The organism is Plantibacter flavus, from assembly GCF_900177615.1.
Taxonomy (GTDB): Bacteria; Actinomycetota; Actinomycetes; order Actinomycetales; family Microbacteriaceae; genus Plantibacter; species Plantibacter flavus.
Window position 1 is genome coordinate 13,813 of sequence record NZ_FXAP01000006.1, and the last position, 20,968, is coordinate 34,780.

Below are 20,968 nucleotides of genomic sequence, written 5' to 3' on the forward strand. Positions count from 1 at the left end.
GTGCGGCGGTCCTGCGCTCACGACGACGACGATGGAGAGCGACGATGACAGCACCCGAAGCAGGAGTCCGACCGACCGTCGCCCTCGTCGGCACCCTCGATACGAAGGGTGCCGAGTACCGATGGGTCGCTGAGCGTCTCGGCGAACTGGGCACAGACGTCGTGGTCGTCGACGCCGGAACGCGCGAGCCCCACGGGTACGACGCTGCCGTGCACCACCCGAACCACGAGGTGGCCGCCGCTGGCGGGACCGATCTCGACACGCTGCTCGCCGCGGATGACCGTGGAGCCGCCGTGAGCGCGATGGCGGAAGGTGCCGCGACGGTGATCGGCCGGCTGCACGCCACCGGGCGGGTCGACGCCGTCCTCGCCCTCGGTGGCAGCGGCGGCTCGGCCATCGCCGCCCGGGTCTTCCGCGAACTGCCGATCGGGGCCCCGAAGCTCCTCGTGTCGACGATGGCGTCCGGGGACGTCGCGCCGTACGTCGGCGCGAACGACGTGACGCTCACGTACAGCGTCGTCGACATCGCCGGGATCAACCAGATCTCCCGTGCCGTCCTCGGGAACGCGGTGGCGGCCATCGCCGGCATGGCGGCGGCTGCGCAGGCGCGCGGTCCGGCCTCGTCCGCCGAGCGGACGGACCGCCCGCTCGTCGGGGCGTCGATGTTCGGGGTCACGACGCCGGCGGTCGACGTGGCCCGCGAGCGGCTGGACGAACTCGGCTACGAGGTCCTCGTCTTCCACGCCACCGGCTCGGGTGGGCAGGCACTGGAATCGCTCGCCCGCAGCGGCATGCTCGCGGGGGTCCTCGACCTCACGACGACCGAACTCGCGGACGATCTCGTCGGTGGCGTGCTGACGGCGGGCGCCGACCGACTCACCGCGGCGGGCGCGGCAGGCGTCCCGCAGCTCGTCAGCCTCGGTGCCCTCGACATGGTGAACTTCGGCCCCCGCGACACCGTGCCGGAGCGGTTCGCCGATCGCGACTTCTTCGTCCACAACGCGACGGTGACGCTCATGCGCACCACGGTCGACGAGAACCGCGAGCTGGGCGAGCGGATCGGGGCGAAGCTCGCCGGGGCCGAGGCGCCCACCGTCCTGTTGCTCCCGCGCGGCGGCATCTCGGCGCTCGACGCCGAGGGCCTGCCCTTCCACGACCCGGTGGCGGACGCGGCGCTCATCGATGCGGTGCTCGCGGGCGTGGCGGGCAGCGCGGTCACGGTCGTCGACCGTCCGGAACACCTCAATGACCCGGTGTTCGCGAGGCTCGCCGCCGACACCCTCCACGCTTTGATCGAGCGAGACGGCGACAGGAACCGCACCGACACCACGGGAAAGGACTGACCATGGACAGGATCATCGCACTCGAACGACTTCGCGCCACCGTCGCGCGTGGCCAGGCCGTCATCGGCGCCGGGGCGGGCACCGGCATCTCGGCGAAGTCCGCGGAAGCGGGCGGCGTCGACCTCATCATCATCTACAACTCCGGCCGGTATCGGATGGCCGGTCGCGGCTCGCTGTCGGGCCTGCTCGCCTACGGGGACGCGAACCAGGTCGTCGTGGAGATGAGCCGGGAGGTGCTGCCGATCGTCCGCGACACCCCCGTGCTCGCCGGCGTGAACGGTACGGACCCGTTCCGGATCATGGAGCGCTTCCTCGACGAACTCAAGACGATGGGGTTCACCGGCGTGCAGAACTTCCCGACCGTCGGGCTCTTCGACGGCGTCTTCCGTCAGAACCTCGAGGAGACGGGCATGGGCTACGACCTCGAGGTCGACATGATCCGCCTCGCCGCCGAGCGCGAACTCCTCACGGCGCCGTACGTCTTCGACGTCGAGTCGACGGTCGCGATGACCGAGGCGGGTGCCGACGTCCTCGTCCCGCACATGGGCCTCACGACCGCCGGCACGATCGGCGCGACCACGGCGCTCTCGCTGGAGGAGTCGGCGCACCGGGTGCAGGAGATGCGGGACGCGGCCGTCGCGATCAACCCGGACGTCATCGTGCTGTGCCATGGCGGCCCGATCGCCGAACCCGAGGATGCCGCCTACATCCTCGCCAACACGACGGGTGTCTCCGGGTTCTTCGGCGCGTCATCCGTCGAGCGTCTCCCGACCGAGCGCGCCATCAAGCGCCAGATCGAGGACTTCAAGGCCATCCAGCCCCGCTGACCGACCCGCACCGCCCACCGCACGACCACTCGACGAGGAGCCTCACATGACCGAACACACCATCACCCCCGCCACCGCCGGCCGTCGCCCCGACGAGGTCCCCACCCGGGTCTTCGACTGGGGCACCATCAAGTGGCTCGTCACCCCGCACCTCGACGAGGGCGCCGGGCTCACGGTCGGCGAGGTGATCGTCTACCCCGGGCAGGGCCACGCGCCCCACCAGCACCCGGGCGAAGAGGAGGTCATCACGGTGATCTCCGGTGAGGGCGTGCAGACGGTCGGCGACGGTCCGGCGTTCCCGATCCGCGAGGGCGACGCCGTGTACATCCCGAAGGACACGGTGCACTCCACGTACAACACGACGTGGCGTCCGCTGCGGCTGTCGGTCGTGTACACGCCGGGTGGCGCGGAGACGGGTCTCGACGGCCTGCCCGACGCGCGCATCCTCGACGCCGGAACGGCCCCGAGCTGGAAGCAGGACCGCTGATGCCGGTGATCGAACCGGGCTCCTGGGTGCATCCGGGTTCGAAGCCGGACTGGAGCGAGATCGGCACGATCGGGCGCTTCGCGGTGTCGGTCGACGGCGGACGGTTCGACCGGCACCACCACGACGACCACGAGATCTGGTTCATCACCGAGGGCAAGGGGAAGGTGCTCGTCGACGGTGGTGAGCGCTACGTGCAGTCGGGCGACATCGTGCTGACGCAGGCCGGCGACACCCACGACATCGTCGAGGTGTACGAGACGATCCGCGGCTTCTTCACGGAGACGGGACTCCCGGCCGGTGGGCGCGTCGGCCATCTGCACGCGAACGATGACGACGCCGCCGGGCACGTGGTGACCGCGCTCCCGCTGCCCGCCGACTTCCCCACCCGAGCCTAGGATCGTCCGTATGCGCATCGCCGTCACCGGGAGTTCGGGCAAGCTCGGTTCCGCCACCGTCGATCGACTGTGTCGGGACGGCCACGACGTGCATGGGCTCGACGTCGCGGGCGCGGCCGGGCCGGGGTTCACCCGCGTGGACCTGACCGACTACGGGCAGACGATCGACAGCCTGCTCGGTGTGACGGCGAGGTTCGCAGATGTCGACGCCGTGGTGCACCTGGCGGCGATCCCGGTGAACGGGCTCGTGCCGGATGCGGCGACGTTCCACAACAACCTGACGGTGTCGTTCAACGTGCTGCACGCGGCGCTGCGGGCGGGGATCCGGACGATCGTGACGGCGTCGAGCATCACGGCCATGGGGTTCCCGTTCGAGGAGGCGCCCGAGTTCCTGCCGATCGACGAGACCGTCAGTCGCGCGAACAACACGTATGCGCTCGGGAAGGTCGCCGAGGAGGCGATGGCCGCACAGTTGGTGCGGTGGGCCGACGGGACGTCGATCACCGCGTTGCGGTTCACGAACGTCGTGGCGCCGGGGGAGTACGGCACGTTCGCGCGGGCGTCGGAGCCCGGGTACCGGCGCGACCTCCTGTTCAGCTATGTCGACGCACGTGACGGTGCGCAGGCGGTCGCGCTGGCGCTGGCGCGAGCGGAGCCCGGCTTCGAGGTCTACGACGTGTGCGCCTCCGACAATGGGACGACCGTGCCGTCGGCTGAGCTCGCGGCGACGCACTTCCCCGGTGTCCCGCTGCGGGCGGGGCTCGGCGAGTTCGAGACGCTCATGTCCATCGACAAGGCCCGCACACGGCTCGGCTTCGAGCCCGAGTACTCCTGGCGGGACGAGTTCGAGCAGGCAGCCCAGGGCTGATCGGCCGCCTCGAATTCGGTGCGAGGTAGGGTGATCGGGCGGCGGTCCGGGGGTGGACCGCAGCTTTGGGGGAAGTATGACCGGGTCATCGATCGAGCCGCCGACGGAGGAAACCGCGCCGGGTGTAGTCGTGCCCTTGGCTGATGGGTTCTTCCACGAGCGGGAGTATCCGAGGACTCCGTTCAGGCAGGCTGCTCGCCGGTTCGCAACCACGCTCGCGATGCTCGTGGCCGGTGTCGCCGCGGTGATCGCGGTGATCGGGTTCGGTATCGGATCATTCCAGGGCACCTACCCGACTCTCGACGGGCAGGTCAAGACGTGCGGTTACGCCTCCGTCGAGTCCGAATGCCAGGTGGAGCTGCGATCGTCGGTCGAGACGGTGTTCGGTGTCGACCTGGGCGACGACGTGCGGGTCAGTGAGTTGAGGAGATCGGGCATCCTGTCCATCACCTATACCGCCAGGCTCGAGTTCGCCTCCTCCGCCGAGGTGCCGACGGCCGCGACCGCAGTGACGGCCTCCGAGGGCTTGAATGCCAAGCTCGGGCATGAAGGAGCGACCGGCGTGGGCCCGATCCGCTTCGGGAAGGGACAGGCTGCGCGTGGCGACATGGAGGACGGTACCGTCGTCGTCTACCTCAGGACGATCGTCTGAACGCCGCACGGCGTTCACCACGTCATCCGGTCTCGGCGAACGCCGGTCTGCTAGCGGACGTCCGCCGCGAACGCCCGCACCTCGGCGACCTCGCGGATCTCGTCGGCACCGATGTTCGCCCCGAAGAGCTCGTGTCCGGGTTCGAGGACGACGCCCGCGCGCAGCGGTCCGATCTCGACGGGGTCGAACCCGAGGGCGTCCACCACGGCCGAGGCGGCTGCCCGGTCCGCGGGGGCGTCGCCGGCGATCGCGATACCCTTGCGGCCCGGCGTGCCGGCCGGACGCGGCTCCCCGTCGAGGTCGTGGTAGCCCATGTGGTTGAACGCCTTGACGACCCGGGACTCCGGCAGGAAGGCGGCGACCAGCTCGCTCGTCGACGTCTCCGGTGCACTGAGGTCCTCGCGATGTCCGTCGACCTCCCACCAGTAGTTCATGGCGTCGATGACGAGCTTGCCGCGCAGCTCGTCGACGGGCACCGACCGGTGCTTGCCGAGGGGCAGCGCGAGGATGACGATGTCGGCCTGGGCCGCTGCGTCGGCGGAGGTCGTGGCGACGGCGCCCGGCGCGAGGACGTCGATCGTGAGGGCGATCCGGGCGGCGTCGCGGGAGCCGCTGATGAGCACGCGGTACCCGGCGGCGACCGCGAGTCGTGCCAGGACCGTGCCGACCTTGCCGGCGCCGAGGATGCCGACGGTGATGCCCTGCGACGAGGTCGGCTCGTCGGCCGATCGGTCGGTTCCGGAAGCGGTGTCGGACATGGGTCTCCTTCGTGGACGGTGCGGCCGCACGCGGTCGCCTGGGTCAACCGGGTGTCGTCCGTCGCTATTCCGACACCGATCGCGCGGGCCGCGCAACCCCTCCTGCCCGATCGCCGGCTCGACGTACCGTTGCCGCATGACTGACGCAGAACAGACCGATGCAACGACCCCCGACGCGACGACCTCCGGCGCACCCGAGACGATCGGGGCCACCGAGGAGACCCTCGGAGCCCGCGGCGACGACAGCTCGACGAGCGCGAGCAAGGACCCCGAGGACTGGGTCACCGGCGACGAGCCGATGACCGGCCCGCAGCGCAGCTACCTCGACACCCTGGCCCGTGAGGCAGGCGAGGAGCTCCCCGCCGACCTGACGAAGGCGCAGGCCTCCGAACACATCGACCGGCTGCAGAACGCCACCGGTCGCGGTCAGTCCGGATCCTGAGCGCCGCCGCCACCGTGACCGATCCCAGGACGGCACAGCTCCATCACGAGGTGGTCGTCATCGGTGGCGGCAACGCCGGCCTCTCCGTCGCGGGGAGGGTCCGGCGATACGGGGTCGACGACGTCGCGGTCATCGAACCGCGCGAGCACCACCGGTACCAGCCGATGTTCTCGCACGTCGCGGGCGGGACCGCTTCCGCGTCGGTCGCCACGAGGCCGCAGCACGCCGTGACGCCGAAGGGCGTGACCTGGATCCAGGACCGGGTCCGGTCCATCGACCCGGTCGCGAAGACGGTGACGCTCGAATCCGGCACCGCCGTCGAGTACGACCAGCTCATCGTCGCTCCGGGCATCCAGCAGGACTGGGACGCCGTTCCCGGCCTCCCGCAGGCGATGGCGTCGCCCGTGGGCATCTCCAACTACACGTTCGAGTACGCGCAGAAGGCGTCGCGTGTGCTCCGGTCGGTCCGCTCCGGCACCGTCGTGTTCACGCAGCCGGCCGGCCCCGCGAGCTGCTCGGGTGCCGCGCAGAAGCCGATGTACCTCGCGTGCGACTACTGGCGGCAGACGGGCGTCCTCGACGACATCCGTGTGGTGCTCGTCGTGCCCACACCCACGATGTTCGGCATGCCGATGATCGACGCCGAGCTCGACCGGAAGGTCGCCGAGTACGGCATCGAGGTGCGATACTCGCGCGAGCTCGTCGCGGTGGATCCGGAGCGGCGCGTGGTGACCGTCGCGCAGACCGACCCGCAGGACGGCCCGGATCGCGGGCAGGACGGCGTGACGGGCGGACTCCGTGAGGAGCTCCCCTACGACGTCCTCCACGCCGAGCCGCCGCAGTCCGCACCCGACTGGCTCGCCGCCACGGCGCTCGCCGACCCGGGCAACCCTGGTGGGTTCGTCGAGGTCGACTCGCTGACCCTGCGGCATCCGCGCTTCCCCGACGTCTGGGCGCTCGGCGACGCCGCCGCGGTGATGAGCTCGAAGTCCGGCGGTGCCCTCCGGCAACAGACGAAGACCCTCGCGAAGAACCTCGTCGCCGTGCGGTCCGGCCGGGAGCCGGACACGGTCTACAACGGCTACTCGGTGTGCCCGTTCACGGTCTCCCGCGGGACGGTGGTGTTCGCCGAGTTCGACGACCGCTACCGCCCGAAGCCCTCGATCCCGTTGTGGAACGGGCTCGCGAAGGAGCGTCGGTTCAGGTTCTTCGCCGACCGCTACGTCCTGCCCTGGGTGTACTGGAACCTCATCCTGCAGGGTCGGGCGTGAGCGTCCGCAGCCGCACGCCGAAGGTCGTCTCCGTCACCGGCACCCGGTAGCGCTCGGGTAGGGCCGGGCCGCACGACGAGCTGCCGAGGCCCTGCTGCGCGTGGTCGAGGTTGAGCCACACGCGGCCGGAGTCTCGGAGGTCCTGCGGGTGGCGGGCCTCTTCGAGCGCCTCGCTCGTCCATCGTCGGGCGGTGAAGTCGAAACCGGCGTCCTGCAGTTGCTCGGCGCGCAGGGTCGGCAGGCCGTCGCCGGTGAGTTCCACCCACCGCGTCCCGACATGGTTGCCGTTCTCCTCGGGCACCGGGTAGTCGGTCTGGAGCCCGTCGATGCTGCTCGTGAAGCGACCGATGCGGGCCGCGGCGAGGCTGTCCGCGTACGACTCGCCGGGGCCGCGCCCGAACCAGCTCGCATCGCGATACCCGCCGGGCAGACCGAGCCGGAGGCCGAGGCGCGGCAGTGTCAGCACGTGGTCACCGATGGGGGTGTGTGTCCAGATCCCCTCCGGGACGACGGTGACCGACAGGTCCAGGGCGCCACCCACGTCGGTCCAGTCGAACGTCCAGCGCAGGCCGAGCCCGTGCGCGGCGGGGGCGCTGCGGCCGGAGACCCGCAGGCCGCCACCCTGCCCGTCGTCGATCCGCTCGACGGCGTCGGTGCGGTGGAGGAAGCGGTCGAGTCCCGTGAGCTTCCAACTGGCGGCGGCCGTGTTCCGCGGGCCCTGACCGCGGTCGTTCTCGGTGGGTGCGCGCATGATGTCGAAGACGGGGCCGTCGAGCTCCAGGTCGCCGAGCGCGACGAGCCGACCGGTGCGGGCGTCGAAGGAGCCTGCGCCGAGGGTGATGCGGTGCCCCGGCGTGCGGTCGGCGTGTACGAGGGGTCTGCGCGGCACGGTCGGCACGGGAACGGTGACGCCGGTCGGATCCGCCGGTCGGTCGGCGGCGATCCGCGCCTGCCCGAACGCGACCTCGTGTCCCGCTGTCGCCCAGGGTTCGTCCGCGGCGAGGACGGCCCGCACGGTGAGCCAGCGTTCGACCGGTGCGCCGGAGACCGGGTCGGCATCCGTGGTCGGCACGAGCGCCTCGGTCGGCAAGTCGACGGTCGCCGCGCTCCGGGCGCCCACCGCAGGCATCTCCAGTTCACCGGACGCGACCGCGATACCGTCGTCCTCCATGACCCATCGCAGCGCGAGGTGGTCGAGCGACCGCACGTCGTACTTGTTCCGGATCGTCAGCGTGCCCCCGGCTTGTCGTCCACAACTCCTGCAGACCTCACCGATCGCCGTGTCCGCCTCCCGCGAGTCGGGGCCCGTCCTCCGGCTCGCGCCGCACAAGCAGGGGTTGTGGACGTCGAGGAGGAGCTCGACCGGACTGATCGCAGCGTGCAGCTCGGCGAGGCCGGGGGAGGGCGTGCGATCGGCGAAGACGAGTCCGTCGAGGCAGTAGCGTCCGCCGTTCGGACGGAAGGCGACGTCGCCGCCGTGCATGACGAACTCGTTCCCGGCGGCGTCGGTGCTGCGGAAGCCGTGGTCGATCCACTCCCAGACGAAGCCGCCGCAGAATCGGTCGGAGGATTCCAGGATCCGCTGGTAGTCGACGAGCGACCCCGGGCCGTTGCCCATCGCGTGCGCGTACTCGCAGAGCAGGAACGGGAGTCGCCGCCGACGCACGTCGTCCGGCGAACCAGCCACCACGCCCGCGGGTGTCGGTTCCTCGCGACGGCCGATGGCCTCGAGCAGCTCCTGGTCGGGGTACATGAGGCTCGAGAAGTCCGAGTTCCGATACGACGGATCGCGCTCGTACATGATCGGCCGGGACGGGTCGCGCTCGCGGATCCACCGCTCCAGCACGTCGAAGTTCTCGCCGACCCAGCTCTCGTTCGCCATCGACCAGACGACGATCGACGGGTGGTTCTTGTCGCGCTCGACCATCCGCTGGACACGGTCGAGCATCGCGTCGCGCCAGACCGGCTCCGTCGGCGGATTGCCGGCCCAGTCGGTGTAGATGAAGCCGTGGGTCTCGAGGTCGCATTCCTCGACCACCCACAGCCCCAGCTCGTCGCAGAGGCGGAGGAAGTCGGGGTGGGGCGGGTAGTGGCTCGTGCGCACGGCGTTGAGGTTGTGCTGCTTCATGAGCAGGATGTCCTGCCGCATGGTCTCCGTGTCGAGCGAACGGCCGCGGTCCTGGTCGTGCTCGTGCCGGTTGACGCCGCGGAACAGCACCGGGACGCCGTTCACGAGGAAGCGGCCGTCCTCGATGGAGACGGTACGGAACCCGACGCGCAGCTCGACGGTCTCGCCGGCCACGGGCGTCTCGTCGGTCGGTCGCGGCCTGAGGTGCGCCGTGTAGAGGCGCGGCACCTCGGCGCTCCAGGGCTCCACCGGCAGAGCGGTCGCGGTGCCGGTGGGGAGGTCGCGAATGCCGAGCTCGGGGACGTCGACGAGGCCGGGTACGTCGGTGTCGACGCGCAGGACGCCGATGCCGTCGCGGTGGTCGAAGCCCGCACGGACCTGGACGTCGTCGATCGCGCCCGCCGGGCGTTCCAGGAGGTCGACGTCGCGGAAGATCCCCGGCAGCCACCACATGTCCTGGTCCTCGAGGTAGGTGCCGCTCGACCACCGGTGGACCCGCACGGCGAGGACGTTCTCACCGGCGACGAGGTGCTCGCCGACGTCGTACTCCACCGGGAGACGGCTGCCCTTGCTGTGGCCGAGGAGGACGCCGTTCAACCACACGGTCCCGCAGGAGTCGACGCCCTGGAAGCGCAGCACCGTGTCCGTGCGACGCCAGCCGACCGGCAGGACGAAGGTACGGCGGTAGTCGCCCGTCGGGTTCTCCTCAGGCACGCGAGGCGGGTCGATCGGGATCGGGAACGCGGTGTTGGTGTACAGCGGCTGCCCGTGGCCCTCGAGGACCCAGTGGGCAGGCACCCGGATGCGGTCCCAGGAGGAGTCGTCGAGCGTCGGATCGCCGAAGGTGTCGCCAGTCCCGTCGGCCGTCGGCGAGAGGGTGAACGCCCAGTCGCCGTTGAGGGACAGTCGACGTGCGTCGCTCAATTCGTCGGCACGGGGTCGCCGCCGCCCGGTCCCCGGGATCGGGTCTTCGACCCACGACGCCGCGAGCCCTGCTGAGTCGTTCATCGTCGTGCAACCTTCATCGTCGTGTGGTGTTCACCCGGTCGGGTTCCCGAATTCCCCTAACTCAGGAGCCGCTCGGCGCGTCGCGGGTGACAGGCCGTGCCGCGGACCCGACACGCCGGGGTGGTCCTGAGTTAGGGAGAGCGGTATCACCGATCAGTCGGTGATGGTGCTCGGCGGCGTGCCGAGGGCCTCGAGGTCCGACCAGAAGTCGTCGGGGATGAGGGTCGTGCGCAGTGCCTCGACCTGTTCCAGCCGCTCCGGGCGGTTCATCCCGACGACCGTCGAGTCCACGAGTTCCGATCGTGTCGAGAACGCGAGCGCGGCCGCTGCGAGCGGGATGCCGTGGCGGGTGGCGAGTTCGTCGGCGCGGTCGACCCAGGCGAGCAGCTCGGGCGAACCGGCCTGGTACGCGTACGTGGCCGGCTTGCCGTCGCGGCCACGACGCCCGGCGAGGAGCCCGCCCCCGAACGGCGCCGCGTTGAAGACGCCCATCCCTCGCGACCGCGCCTCCTCCAGCAAGCCGGTCGCCGACCGGTCGACGAGCGTGAACCGGTTGTGCGTGAGGAGCACGTCGAACACGCCGGTCCGTACGTAGGGCAGCATCACGCTGATCGCACCCGCGGCGATCCCGATCGCATCGACCAGGCCCTGCTCCTTGAGCGCCAGCATGCCCTCGATCGCACCGCCCGGCGCCGACGCGTCCTCGAACGACACCGAGTACGGATCGTGCAGGTGGAACACCGGGATGCGCTCGACGCCGAGCCGCTCGAGACTCTCCTCGAAGGACCGCAGCACCCGGTCGCGGTCGAACACCGCCGTCGACGGATCCTGGTCGGCCTTCGTCACCACCCCGCGCCCCTCGGGCAGACCACCCTGGCGGATGGCGTCGCCGATGGCCGTCTCGCTGCGCCCGTCCGAGTAGGCGTTCGAGGTGTCGACGAGCAGGTTCGGCCCACGGAGGGCGGCCGTCGCGAACGCCGTGGAGCCTGCAGCCGGGGAGCCGTCGGCGCTCGCCGGGGTGCCGAGGCCGGAGGTGCCGACCGTGACCGGGCTCGCGAGGAGTCCGGTCGAGCCGAGCGGGCGGCGGTCGTCTGGTGTCGCCACCGCTGGAGTCGTCTGGTCGGTGGAAGGTGTGTGGGTCAGGTCGTCATTGATCATGTCGTCCATCCTGCAGTCGTCGGGCACTTGGGCGTCACCCCTTGAGTGCGCCGGATGCCAGCCCCTTCATGATCCGCTGGTTGAGGAACACGAACACGACGAGCAGCGAGAAGACGTTGATGCAGATGCCCGCGAACAGTGGCCCGTAGTCGACCTGGCCGAACTCCCCGCTGAAGTTCAGCAGGCCGGCCTGGATGGTGCGGAGGTCGGCGTTCGTCGTGAAGGTCAGCGAGATGAGCAGGTCGTTCCAGATGGACAGGAACTGCACGAGCCCGATCGTGAAGAGCGCGTTCCGCACCATCGGCAGCCCGATGGACCAGAAGGAACGGATGATGCCGGCTCCGTCGATGGTCGACGCCTCGAACACCTCGCGCGGCACGGCCCGGAAGTAGGCGGTCATCATGAAGACCGTCAAGGGCATCCCGAGTGCCGTGTAGGTGATGATCATCGGCCAGTAGGTGTTCGTCAGGCCGAGGTTGAAGTAGGCGACGAAGAGCGGGACGAGGATCATCTGGCCGGGGATCATGATGCCGGAGATGAACAGCAGCAGCGTCAGGTTGCGCCGCTTCCACACCATCACCTCGAGGGCGAAGGCGGCCGCGACGCCGAAGATGAGGATGAAGACGAGCGACGGCAGGGTCACGATGACGCTGTTGAGCAGGTTCTGCGAGATGTTGCCGGTCGTCCAGGCCGTGACGTAGTTGTCGAAGCTCCACGACTCCGGGAGGGAGAAGGTGGACTCCTGCAGGAACTCGCGCTGGTTCTTGAACGAGGACAGGAACAACCAGATGATCGGGTAGATCTCGATCACGAGCAGGAGTCCGATGAGGATGACCGAGGGCAGTTTCCGCAGGTAGTAGGCGCGCGAGCGGGGAGCGCGACGCATCTTCGGCCGGCGGACGGCGGTGCCGGATCCGTCGCCGCTGCCGCTCGAGGCCGGCGTGGTGGCGCCGTGCGCCGGGGTGATGGCGGTCGTCATGGCGTCAGTCCTTCGTCAGGTCTTTGCGGGAGGTCTTGAAGATCAGGAGCGTCACGAGGAAGCACATGATCGTGAGCACGAACGCGAGTGTCGAGCCGTAGCCGTAGTTCTGGTACGTGAACGTCGTGTTGTACATGTACAGCGTCAGCGGGGTCGTGGCCGTCCCTGGCCCGCCGCCCGTCAAGGCGAGCACCGAGTCGAACACCTTGAGCGTCGCGTTGAAACTGAAGATCACCGCGGACAGCAGGACGGGGAGTGACAGCGGCACGATGATGTACCGGACGAGCTTCAGGCCGCGGGCGCCGTCGATGCGGGCCGACTCGATCACCTCCTCGGGGATGTCGAGGAGCCCCGCATAGAGCAGGACGGCGTAGAAGCCCATCGACCGCCAGAGGTCCATGATGATGATCACGACGAACGCGCTGTCGGGCGAGCTGAACCAGTCCACCGAGTCGATGCCGAAGCCGTTCAGGATGGCGTTGACCGGTCCGGTCTGCGGCGCGACCTCGAACAGGCGCTTGAACAGCAGACCGACGGCGACGGTCGGCAGCACGACCGGGAAGAACACGAGCGTGCGGACGAGCGTCGACGCCTTCTTGAGGACGAAGACGTAGAAGAGGGAGAGTGCATACCCGAGGGCGATCTGCGCGACCGTCGCGATGAGCGAGTACTTGATGCTGAAGAAGATCGCTTCCGGTGCCGTCGGGTCGGCGAACAGCTGGGCGAAGTTGTCGAGGCCGACGAACTCGAAGCCGCGCAGGTCGCCCTGGAAGAAGGTGAGGCCGAACGACCACATCACCGGGACGAGCTTCACCAGGGTGAAGATGAGCAGGGCCGGGCCCAGCAGGATGGCGATGGCCTTCCTGTCGCCGAGGACGTCTTTCATGCTGTGCTCCTGAGTCGGTCGGGGGACCGTGAGGCTGGGCGGCGAGGTGCGTGACCCGCTGCGGGGGTGGACGTCCGCGGACGGACGGATCCGGTCGCCGGGCGACTGCCGGGCGACCGGATCGCCGGCTACTTCTTGAGACCCGCGTCCACGCCGGCCTGGACGAGCGCCGCGAAGTCCTCGGGGGAGATGCCGCCGGTGAGCAGCGGGGCGGCGTTGGTCTGGGCGTCGACGCCGGCCTTCTCGGGGAGGAAGGTCTCGAACCAGGTGACCGTCTCATCGGTGTCGGCCATGATGCCCTGCACCTCGGCGGTGAGCGCCGGGACGTCGGTGACCTCTTCGTTGAGCTTGAACCCGGAGATGACGCCCTGGTTCTTCAGCACGCTGGAGCCGTAGTTCTCCGCGATGCAGCTCAGCCAGCCGCCGACCTTCTCCTCGTCGTAGCCCTTCGTGGAGAACGAGGTCGCCGCACCGGTGTTGGCCGGGTACTGGTCGATCGAACCCTTGCCGCCTTCGACGGTCGGGAACGGCATGAAGCCGACCGCGTCCTCACCGATCTGGTTGAGCTCGGTGTTGTAGACGTCGGCGAGCATCCAGGTGCCGTTGTACATCATGGCCGCGTTGCCGGTGAAGAACTCGCTCGTCGCGGTCTGCATGTCCATCGTCGTGATGCCGGCACCGAAGTACTTGCCGAGGTCCGCGACGGCGGTGATCGCCTCGACGTACTCGGGGTCGGTCAGCTTGGCGTCACCCGAGGCGATGTCGTTCATCGCGTCCGGGCCGAGCAGGCGGAAGAGGTAGGTGCTGATGTAGCGGGTGATCGTCCACCCCTGGGCGCCGGAGACCGTGAAGGCGGACTTGCCGGAGGCCTGCACCGTGTCGGCCGCGTCGAGCAGTTCGTCCCACGTCTGCGGGACCGCGATGCCGAGGTCCGTGAACATCGTCTTGTTGTAGAAGAAGCCCTCGACGTTGTACTGGTAGGGCATCGAGACGAAACGGTCGCCGTAGATGTTCTTCACGGTGGCGACGGCCGAGGGGAGGATGTCGTCCATGACGCCCAGCTCGGTGAGGGTGTCCTCGAGGTCGAGGACGGTGTCGTCGTCGCCGAGGGTGCCGCCGGGCCGCAGCGGTGCGGTCGGTGCGGTGAAGGTGGTGGGCAGGGCGTTCTGGCTGGCGAGCAGGGTGACGCGCTGGAGCACGTCGGCCTGGGGCAGGGTCTCGACCTTGAGCGGCAGTGCCTTCTCGTTCGCGGCGCACGCGCCGTCGCCGAGAGCGGTGAGTTCGTCGCGGACGATCGAGTTCTCGACGGCCGCGAGGTAGTCGAACGACGTGGCGCTCGATGCGCCGCCGTTCCCTGCGCAGGCGGTCAGGGCGAGAGCGGTGACGCCGAGAGCGGCGATGGCGGTGGCCGACCGACGTTTCGGGGCCCGGTGCGCTGTGGACACATTTCCTCCTTGAAGATGTGGCAGTGATGTTGAGACGCGAGCGGTGATGGTCGCGAGCAAAGTTGAAGCGTTTCAATTGCTGAGGCTAACCGCGCTCGGGTCGCATGTCAAGCGTCGGATCAGTTCCGCTCGGCGAGGCACTTCGGGCATGACGACGGCTGGACGGAATGCATATTGACACGTTTCAAGACGGCGACGAGAATGGGTGATCGTCGTCCCGTGATCTCGATCATGTCGGCACGACCACAGTCAACGACGATAAACGGCGATTCAACCCGCCGGACGAGGAACGGAACCGCACATGAGGTTGCAGGGCAAACGAGCCGTCATCACCGGGGCAGCAGGAGCGCTCGGCCGGGTGATCGCCCAGAGGCTCGCCGCGGAGGGGGCCGACGTAGCCGGCCTCGACCTCAACGCCGCGGGGCTCGAGGAGACGGCGGAACTCGTCCGTGCGCACGGGGTGCGGGCCGCATCGGCGACGGCCGACCTGACCGACTTCGACGCCGTCCAGGCTGCCGTCGGCGGCATCGTCGACGAGTGGGGCGGGGTCGACATCCTGCTGAACGGTGCGGGCGGCGGCGCGGTCAGCTTGTTCCACGAGATGACGTACGAGACCTGGATGACCCAGATGGACCGCAACCTCAACTCGGTGTTCAACGTCACGCGCGCGGTCCTGCCCTCGATGCTCGAACAGCGCTCCGGTCGCATCATCAGCATCGCGTCCATCGCCGCCGTCAGTGGCGGACGCCTCGTGCGCGGGGCGACGGCCTACGCCGCGGCCAAGGCCGGCGTCGTCGGACTCACGAAGGCGCTCGCGATCGAGGTCGCCGAACAGGGGGTCACCGTCAACGCGCTCGCCCCCGGAGCGCAGGCGACGCCCGGCCGCGACAACGACACTCCCGAGCGTCGCGAAGCCCTCCTCGACCAGATCCCCACACGCCTGCTCGGCGAACCGGAGCACCTCGCGGAGACCGTCGTGTTCCTCGCGTCGCCCGCCGCGGTGAACATCACCGGGCTGATCCTGCCGCTCGACGGCGGACACTCGATCTAGGCGACGGGACGGCGACGACGATGACGACACAGGACGACGGCCTCACGAGGCTCGAGCGCGGCAAGGCGAAATTCGACGAGGTGTACGGCGAGGGCAGGTCGGAGGGGCTCGTCGCGATGCAGACGGGGCTCGCGCAGGACCTCGCGCGCTTCGGCATCGAGTTCAACTTCGGCGACATCTACTCCCGGCCGGGGCTCACGCTGGCGCAGCGGGAGCTCATCACCCTCGCGGCGCTCGTCGCGCTCGGTGGGCTCGAACCACAGCTGCGCGGCCACACCCGCGGTGCGATCAACGTGGGCTGCACCGCGACGGAGATCCTCGAGACGGTCATCCACACCGTGCAGTACGCGGGGTTCCCTCGCGCCCTCAACGCGATCCGGGTCGTCACCGACGCCCTCATCGAGGTCGGCGTGGAGATCCCCGAGCCGCTCGGGCCGGAGCCGCATCGCGATCAGGAGTGACCCGGACGGGGCGATCTAGACTGAGCCGGGCCGCGGGAACGCTCCCGGGGGATGCAGCACGAGAGCAGGGGTGAACCATGGGACGAGTCGGAATCCGCGAGGTCGCGACGCTCGCCGACGTCTCCATGGGGACGGTCTCCCACTACATCAACCACCCCGATCGCGTCTCGCCGGAGAAGCAGGAACGCATCCAGCGGGCGATCGACCAGCTGGGGTTCGTGCGGAACAACGCGGCCTGGCAACTCCGTCTCGGTCGGAGCGGCACCATCGCGTACATCGCGCCGGACGTCAGCAACCCGTTCTTCGCGACCATCGCCGAAGGGGTGGAGCAGCGCGCGGCCGAAGACGGTCTCTCGGTGTTCATCGCCAACTCGAACCGGAGTCGTGAGCGCGAGGACGCCTATCTCGGCATGTTCGAGGCGCAGCGCGTGCAGGGCATGCTCGTCGCCTCCCACGAGTCAGTCGAGGAGCGGTTGACGAGCATCCGGCAGCGGGGCATCCCGTCGGTCCTCGTCGGACAGCTCGCGTCGTCACCGGACCAGCCGTCGGTGTCGGTCGACGACGTCCGTGGCGGGTTCCTCGCCGCGGAGCATCTGCTGCAGACCGGGCGTCGACGGCTCGCGTTCGTCGGTGGTCCGCTCGGCATCCGCCAGGTCGCCGATCGGTTCGAGGGTGCGAGTGCGGCCGTCGCAGCGGTTCCGGGATCCACGCTCGAGGTGATCGCGGGCACGGAGCGCACGATCGCCGAGGGGCGCCAGCTCGGACGCGCGATCGCCGCACGGCCGGTCGACGCCCGTCCCGACGCCGTCTTCGCGGTCAACGACCTGCTGGCGCTCGGCATCATGCAGGCGCTCGTGGTCGAGCACGGGGTCCGGGTCCCCGAGGACATCGCGATCGTCGGCTACGACGACATCGAGTTCGCTGAGTCGTCGATCATCCCGCTCACCTCGGTGCGTGCGCCGCACGAGGGCTTCGGTGTCGCGGCCGTCGAGCTGCTCCTCCAGGAGTTCGCCGTCGCCGACGGTGCCCCCCTCCCGCCCCCGTCATCCCGCCACATCGTCTTCGCCCCCGAACTCGTCCCCCGAGCCAGCTCGCGAACGGTCACCAACGGCTAGTCCAGCGCCCCGTCACTGTGCTGGAGTGACAGTTCGCGGGCTTTGGCGGGTGGCGGTTCGGATGCGGTAGAGAGATGTGCTGGCCGTGATGTAGAGGGTGCGGCCGTCGGGGTCGCCGAAGCAGACGTTCGCGGTGCGCTCCGGGACCGGGATGCGCAGGATGGTCGCGCCGGACGGGTCGAACACCTCGACGCCGTCACCGGCCGACGACCAGACATTGCCGTCGACGTCGATCCGGAAGCCGTCGGACGCGGGTACCGCGGTGCTCGCGAAGGTGCGACCCGGGGTGTCACCGAAGACGACCGAGACGCCGTCCTCCGCGACGTCGTACGCGGCGATGCGGAGTGCACCGTCACCGGTGTCCGACACGTACAGGATCGACTCGTCAGGGGAGAACGCGAGCCCGTTCGGGTGCACGAGCGAGGTGATGACGGGTTCGACCACGCCGGTCGCCGGCTCGAAGCGGAAGACGTAGCAGCCGTCGTACTCCTGCTCACCCGGGTGCCCCTCACGGCCGCTGGCGTCGATGCCGTACGGAGGGTCGGTGAACCAGATCGAGCCGTCGGAGTGCACGACGACGTCGTTCGGGGAGTTGAACCGGCCGCCGGACCAACGGTCGACAAGCGTGATCGGACCGTCGGGCCCCTCGACCTCGACCGCGCGCCGCCCGTGACTGCACTGCACGACCCGGCCCTCGCGGTCGATCGTGCGGCCGTTCGTGTACTCGGCGCCGTCGCGGAACACGGCCGTCTCACCGGTCGCGGTGTCGAACTCGAGGATGCGGTCGTTCGGGATGTCGCTCCAGCGCACGCGGCCGGTCTCCGCGATCCACGCGGGCCCTTCGCTCCAGATCGCGCCCGTGTACAGGTGCTCGAGTTCGGCTCCCTCAGCGAGCAGCGGCGAAGGATCGGTCATGGTGACGTCGTCGTCGGTCATGACGCCCAGCCTATTCGGCAGGTGCCGGTCTACGCCGGGTCGATGGGGGAGGAGCCGAGGTTGCGGGCGCTCGGTCGGGTGACGGGCGGCTCGACGATCGACTCCAGGAAGGCCCACGCGTCCATGCGCCAGCGGTCACCGGCGACGTCGATGGCCTCGATCCGGAACGGTGGCGTGAGGATCGCGTCCCAGTCGATCGAGTCGAGCACGCGTCGCGGGATCATCTCGTCGACGTACGGCGCCTCACGCTCCGGATCCGGAGCGACCTCGGGGGCGTCGTCGTCGACGAGGACCTCGAGTCGGTCGATCATCGCGTCGTCGAACTCCTGCATGCGGGTCACGAGCGTGTGGAGTTCGTCGGGTTCGAGACCGGCGACGAGTTCGAGCAGATAGGCGCGCCCCGGATACGACTCCGCGGGCACGTCGACGATGTTGTACCGGCCGTCGTCGGAGATCCACATACGTCAACGCTAGCCCGTCGCGGCTGGAGGCCTGCGGTGAGGTGCGTCGATTCGTCGTTCGAGTCGCCGTGGGACGACGAGTCGCCGCACCTCAGTCGGTCGGCACCTGGCTCGGGTGGACGGGCAGTTGCGCGGCAGGCCGGACGAGCGCCGTCGGGCCGGGGTCGGTGAACCCGAACTGCTCGTAGAGGCCGTGCGCGTCGCTCGTGAAGAGCGTCCACCGGAAGTGCGCGCCGGGACCGTCGTCGATCATCGCCTGCACGATCCGCTTGCCGAGCCCGTGGCCCCGGTGTGCTTCGTCGACGATCACGTCGGCGAGGTAGCCGAAGCCGAGTCCGTCTGACACCGCTCGTGCGAAGCCGACCTGTGCGCCGGTCTCCTCCTCGTACACGCCGATCACGCGCCAGGCGTCGTCGATCTGCGCCTCGACGTCGGCCTGGCTGCGCCACTTGGCCCAGTAGACCTCGCGGAGCAGGGCCCATACGGCGTCCCGGTCGATGCGGTCCTTCGAGTCGTCGGTGCGGTAGCCCATCGGCCCACTGTAGGACGGTCGGTGCCGGGCCATGGAGAGCCAGTCCGGCCTCGGTGGCCCGCTCGTCATCGGGCGACACGACGGAATAGTCGAGCCGTCCGCGGGCTTAGCGTGAGGAGAAGCACCAACGATGCACAGAACCCTGGAGGATCATCAGATGACTCACGCCCGCACCACCCTCGGAACGTCCGACCTGTCCGTCTTCCCGCTGAACCTCGGCGGCAACGTGTTCGGCTGGACCGCCGACCGGCAGACGTCGTTCGACATCCTCGACGCCTTCGTCGCGGGTGGCGGCAACTTCATCGACACCGCCGACGGCTACTCGGCGTGGGTGCCCGGCAACACCGGCGGCGACTCCGAGCGACTCATCGGCGAGTGGCAGGAACTCCGCGGCAACCGCGACGAGCTCGTCATCGCGACGAAGGTCAGCCAGCACCCCGACTTCCAGGGCCTCGCGGCCGACAACATCCTGAAGGCCGCCGACGCCTCGCTCGAGCGCCTCCGCACCGACCACATCGACCTCTACTACGCGCACTTCGACGACGAGTCGGTGCCGCTCGAGGAGACGGTGACGGCACTGTCGTCCCTCGTCGACGCCGGCAAGGTCCGCTACCTCGGCATCTCCAACTACTCCGCAGCGCGCATCGCCGAGTGGTTCGAGATCGTCGAGGCCAAGGGGCTCCACCGCCCCATCGCCCTCCAGCCGCACTACAACCTCGTCGAGCGCGAGTTCGAGGGGGAGCTGCGCACGATCGCCGAGCGCGAGCAGCTCGCGGTGCTCCCGTACTTCTCGCTCGCCAAGGGCTTCCTGACGGGCAAGTACCGCGAGGGGTCGAGCGTCGACAGCGTCCGCGCCGAGGGCGCGCAGGCCTACCTCGCCGACCACGCCGCGCTCCTGCCCGTCCTCGACGAGGTCGCAGCGGCCCACGCCGTCTCGGTCGCGACCGTGTCGCTCGCGTGGCTCCGCTCGCAGCCGACCGTCGCCGCGCCCATCGCGAGTGCCCGCACCGTCGAGCAGCTGCCCGACCTCCTCGCCTCCGCCACGCTCGAGCTCTCCGCCGACGAGCTGGCCGCTCTCACCGCCGCCTCGGTCGCGTAGGGCGTCAACCAGCCGGTCCGGGGCACCCTCCGGTCCCGTAGCTCCTTCGGTCCCTGAGTCACCTCCTTCGGTCCGAGTCACCTCCTTCGGTCCGAGTCACCTCCTTCGGTCCCTGAGACACCTCCTCCGGTCCCTGAGCTTGTCGAAGGGCGCACCCGTTCCGGTCCCTGAGCTTGTCGAAGGGCACACCCGTTCCGGTCCCTGAGCTTGTCGAAGGGCGCACCTCGACAAGCGCGGTGGCCGGAGGCGGCTCGGTGACGGGGCGGTGACCGATGGGGTGGCTGGGTGACCCATGGGTGCGCGGAACTACCCACCCGACGACACGAGCGCGAGCGTGGCGACGGTGGAGGCGGTAGCCGACGCGCAGGTCGCGACGATGCCTCCGACGGCGAGACGGCTGGCGCATCGACCTCGCCGTCTGCGCCGCACGCAGACGGCCGAGCCGATGACGGCTGGGATGAACGCCGCCGGGCACGGTATCGCGACGAGCGCCGACAGCATGGTGAGCGCACCGACGACTCGCCCGCTGCGTGGGTCGGCCGATGTTCCGCCGGCTCGCGCCAGAGTGGTTCGCATTGAAATATCACATGCGGGGCTCGCGTCCCGCGTCCGCTCGGCGAGGGTTCCTCTCCGCGCTCCGAAACACCCCGGCAACATGTGTCCCGG

General features: G+C 69.6%; 22 protein-coding genes. 12 read left to right on the forward strand and 10 right to left on the reverse strand.

The annotated features are described in order from the left end of the window. The first annotated feature begins 44 nt into the window (after positions 1-44). The 6 genes from B9Y95_RS16675 (at position 45) to B9Y95_RS16700 (ending at position 4,572) form a co-directional block, all read left to right on the forward strand. Positions 45-1,343, forward strand: coding sequence for a Tm-1-like ATP-binding domain-containing protein (locus B9Y95_RS16675; RefSeq protein ID WP_085513575.1), 1,299 nt, complete (start codon positions 45-47; stop codon positions 1,341-1,343). A gap of 2 nt (positions 1,344-1,345) precedes the next feature. Further along, positions 1,346-2,170: a phosphoenolpyruvate hydrolase family protein gene (locus B9Y95_RS16680; protein WP_085513577.1), complete on the forward strand. Its 825-nt coding sequence runs from the start codon at positions 1,346-1,348 to the stop codon at positions 2,168-2,170. A gap of 46 nt (positions 2,171-2,216) precedes the next feature. Further along, positions 2,217-2,657 carry a cupin domain-containing protein gene (locus B9Y95_RS16685; protein ID WP_085513579.1) on the forward strand — a complete coding sequence of 147 codons (441 nt, stop codon included), beginning with the start codon at positions 2,217-2,219 and terminating at the stop codon, positions 2,655-2,657. Further along, positions 2,657-3,052 carry an AraC family ligand binding domain-containing protein gene (locus tag B9Y95_RS16690; protein ID WP_085513581.1) on the forward strand — a complete coding sequence of 132 codons (396 nt, stop codon included), beginning with the start codon at positions 2,657-2,659 and terminating at the stop codon, positions 3,050-3,052. The genes B9Y95_RS16685 and B9Y95_RS16690 overlap by 1 nt, the downstream gene beginning before the upstream one ends. 10 nt (positions 3,053-3,062) lie before the next feature. After that, a complete protein-coding gene (locus tag B9Y95_RS16695) occupies positions 3,063-3,920 on the forward strand; it encodes an NAD-dependent epimerase/dehydratase family protein (RefSeq protein WP_085513583.1) in 858 nt (285 codons plus the stop codon). Positions 3,921-4,056: 136 nt separating this feature from the next. Then, complete coding sequence (locus B9Y95_RS16700; protein ID WP_143736542.1) at positions 4,057-4,572, forward strand: hypothetical protein; 516 nt, start codon at positions 4,057-4,059, stop codon at positions 4,570-4,572. 50 nt (positions 4,573-4,622) lie between these two features. On the opposite strand, the gene B9Y95_RS16705 is transcribed toward B9Y95_RS16700, so the two are convergent. Next, positions 4,623-5,330, reverse strand: coding sequence for an NADPH-dependent F420 reductase (locus B9Y95_RS16705; protein WP_085513587.1), 708 nt, complete (start codon positions 5,328-5,330; stop codon positions 4,623-4,625). 136 nt (positions 5,331-5,466) lie between these two features. Between B9Y95_RS16705 and B9Y95_RS16710 the strand changes: the two genes are divergently transcribed. Together B9Y95_RS16710 and B9Y95_RS16715 are read left to right on the forward strand one after the other, a co-directional pair. Further along, a complete protein-coding gene (locus B9Y95_RS16710; RefSeq protein WP_079706423.1) occupies positions 5,467-5,772 on the forward strand; it encodes a DUF3072 domain-containing protein in 306 nt (101 codons plus the stop codon). A gap of 14 nt (positions 5,773-5,786) precedes the next feature. Continuing rightward, entirely contained in the window at positions 5,787-7,043 is a 1,257-nt protein-coding gene (locus B9Y95_RS16715; protein WP_085513588.1) for an NAD(P)/FAD-dependent oxidoreductase, read from the forward strand. Here the strand turns inward: B9Y95_RS16715 and B9Y95_RS16720 are convergent. The 5 genes from B9Y95_RS16720 to B9Y95_RS16740 all read right to left on the reverse strand — a co-directional run bounded on the left by B9Y95_RS16720 (position 7,021) and on the right by B9Y95_RS16740 (position 14,647). Next, positions 7,021-10,179, reverse strand: a complete 3,159-nt coding sequence (locus B9Y95_RS16720) for a glycoside hydrolase family 2 TIM barrel-domain containing protein (RefSeq protein WP_085513591.1) — start codon at positions 10,177-10,179, stop codon at positions 7,021-7,023. The two genes, B9Y95_RS16715 and B9Y95_RS16720, sit on opposite strands and share 23 nt — an antisense overlap. 153 nt (positions 10,180-10,332) lie before the next feature. After that, entirely contained in the window at positions 10,333-11,337 is a 1,005-nt protein-coding gene (locus tag B9Y95_RS16725; protein WP_085514045.1) for an aldo/keto reductase, read from the reverse strand. A 34-nt stretch (positions 11,338-11,371) separates the two neighbouring features. Next, on the reverse strand, positions 11,372-12,316 hold the full coding sequence (locus B9Y95_RS16730; protein ID WP_234994148.1) for a carbohydrate ABC transporter permease: 945 nt from the start codon (positions 12,314-12,316) through the stop codon (positions 11,372-11,374). Positions 12,317-12,320: 4 nt separating this feature from the next. Beyond that, entirely contained in the window at positions 12,321-13,202 is an 882-nt protein-coding gene (locus B9Y95_RS16735; RefSeq protein WP_064295739.1) for a carbohydrate ABC transporter permease, read from the reverse strand. A gap of 128 nt (positions 13,203-13,330) precedes the next feature. Then, complete coding sequence (locus B9Y95_RS16740) at positions 13,331-14,647, reverse strand: ABC transporter substrate-binding protein (protein WP_079003547.1); 1,317 nt, start codon at positions 14,645-14,647, stop codon at positions 13,331-13,333. Positions 14,648-14,948: 301 nt separating this feature from the next. Between B9Y95_RS16740 and B9Y95_RS16745 the strand changes: the two genes are divergently transcribed. The 3 genes from B9Y95_RS16745 to B9Y95_RS16755 all read left to right on the forward strand — a co-directional run bounded on the left by B9Y95_RS16745 (position 14,949) and on the right by B9Y95_RS16755 (position 17,274). Beyond that, the gene (locus tag B9Y95_RS16745) at positions 14,949-15,698 is read left to right on the forward strand and encodes an SDR family NAD(P)-dependent oxidoreductase (protein ID WP_085513593.1); all 750 of its coding nucleotides are present in this window, start codon (positions 14,949-14,951) and stop codon (positions 15,696-15,698) included. Between the two features lie 20 nt (positions 15,699-15,718). Beyond that, a complete protein-coding gene (locus B9Y95_RS16750; RefSeq protein WP_085513595.1) occupies positions 15,719-16,159 on the forward strand; it encodes a carboxymuconolactone decarboxylase family protein in 441 nt (146 codons plus the stop codon). A 77-nt stretch (positions 16,160-16,236) separates the two neighbouring features. Next, the gene (locus B9Y95_RS16755; RefSeq protein WP_085513598.1) at positions 16,237-17,274 is read left to right on the forward strand and encodes a LacI family DNA-binding transcriptional regulator; all 1,038 of its coding nucleotides are present in this window, start codon (positions 16,237-16,239) and stop codon (positions 17,272-17,274) included. Between the two features lie 12 nt (positions 17,275-17,286). Here the strand turns inward: B9Y95_RS16755 and B9Y95_RS16760 are convergent, their stop codons facing one another. The 3 genes from B9Y95_RS16760 to B9Y95_RS16770 form a co-directional block, all read right to left on the reverse strand. Next, a complete protein-coding gene (locus tag B9Y95_RS16760; protein WP_234994149.1) occupies positions 17,287-18,210 on the reverse strand; it encodes an SMP-30/gluconolactonase/LRE family protein in 924 nt (307 codons plus the stop codon). 29 nt (positions 18,211-18,239) lie between these two features. After that, positions 18,240-18,671: a hypothetical protein gene (locus tag B9Y95_RS16765; protein WP_085513600.1), complete on the reverse strand. Its 432-nt coding sequence runs from the start codon at positions 18,669-18,671 to the stop codon at positions 18,240-18,242. Positions 18,672-18,762: 91 nt separating this feature from the next. After that, the gene (locus B9Y95_RS16770) at positions 18,763-19,203 is read right to left on the reverse strand and encodes a GNAT family N-acetyltransferase (protein WP_085513603.1); all 441 of its coding nucleotides are present in this window, start codon (positions 19,201-19,203) and stop codon (positions 18,763-18,765) included. Between the two features lie 157 nt (positions 19,204-19,360). On the opposite strand from B9Y95_RS16770, the gene B9Y95_RS16775 reads away from it, so the two are divergent. Beyond that, on the forward strand, positions 19,361-20,302 hold the full coding sequence (locus tag B9Y95_RS16775) for an aldo/keto reductase (protein ID WP_085513604.1): 942 nt from the start codon (positions 19,361-19,363) through the stop codon (positions 20,300-20,302). A gap of 306 nt (positions 20,303-20,608) precedes the next feature. Here the strand turns inward: B9Y95_RS16775 and B9Y95_RS16780 are convergent, their stop codons facing one another. After that, positions 20,609-20,878, reverse strand: a complete 270-nt coding sequence (locus B9Y95_RS16780; RefSeq protein WP_143736544.1) for a hypothetical protein — start codon at positions 20,876-20,878, stop codon at positions 20,609-20,611. Positions 20,879-20,968 lie beyond the last annotated feature (90 nt).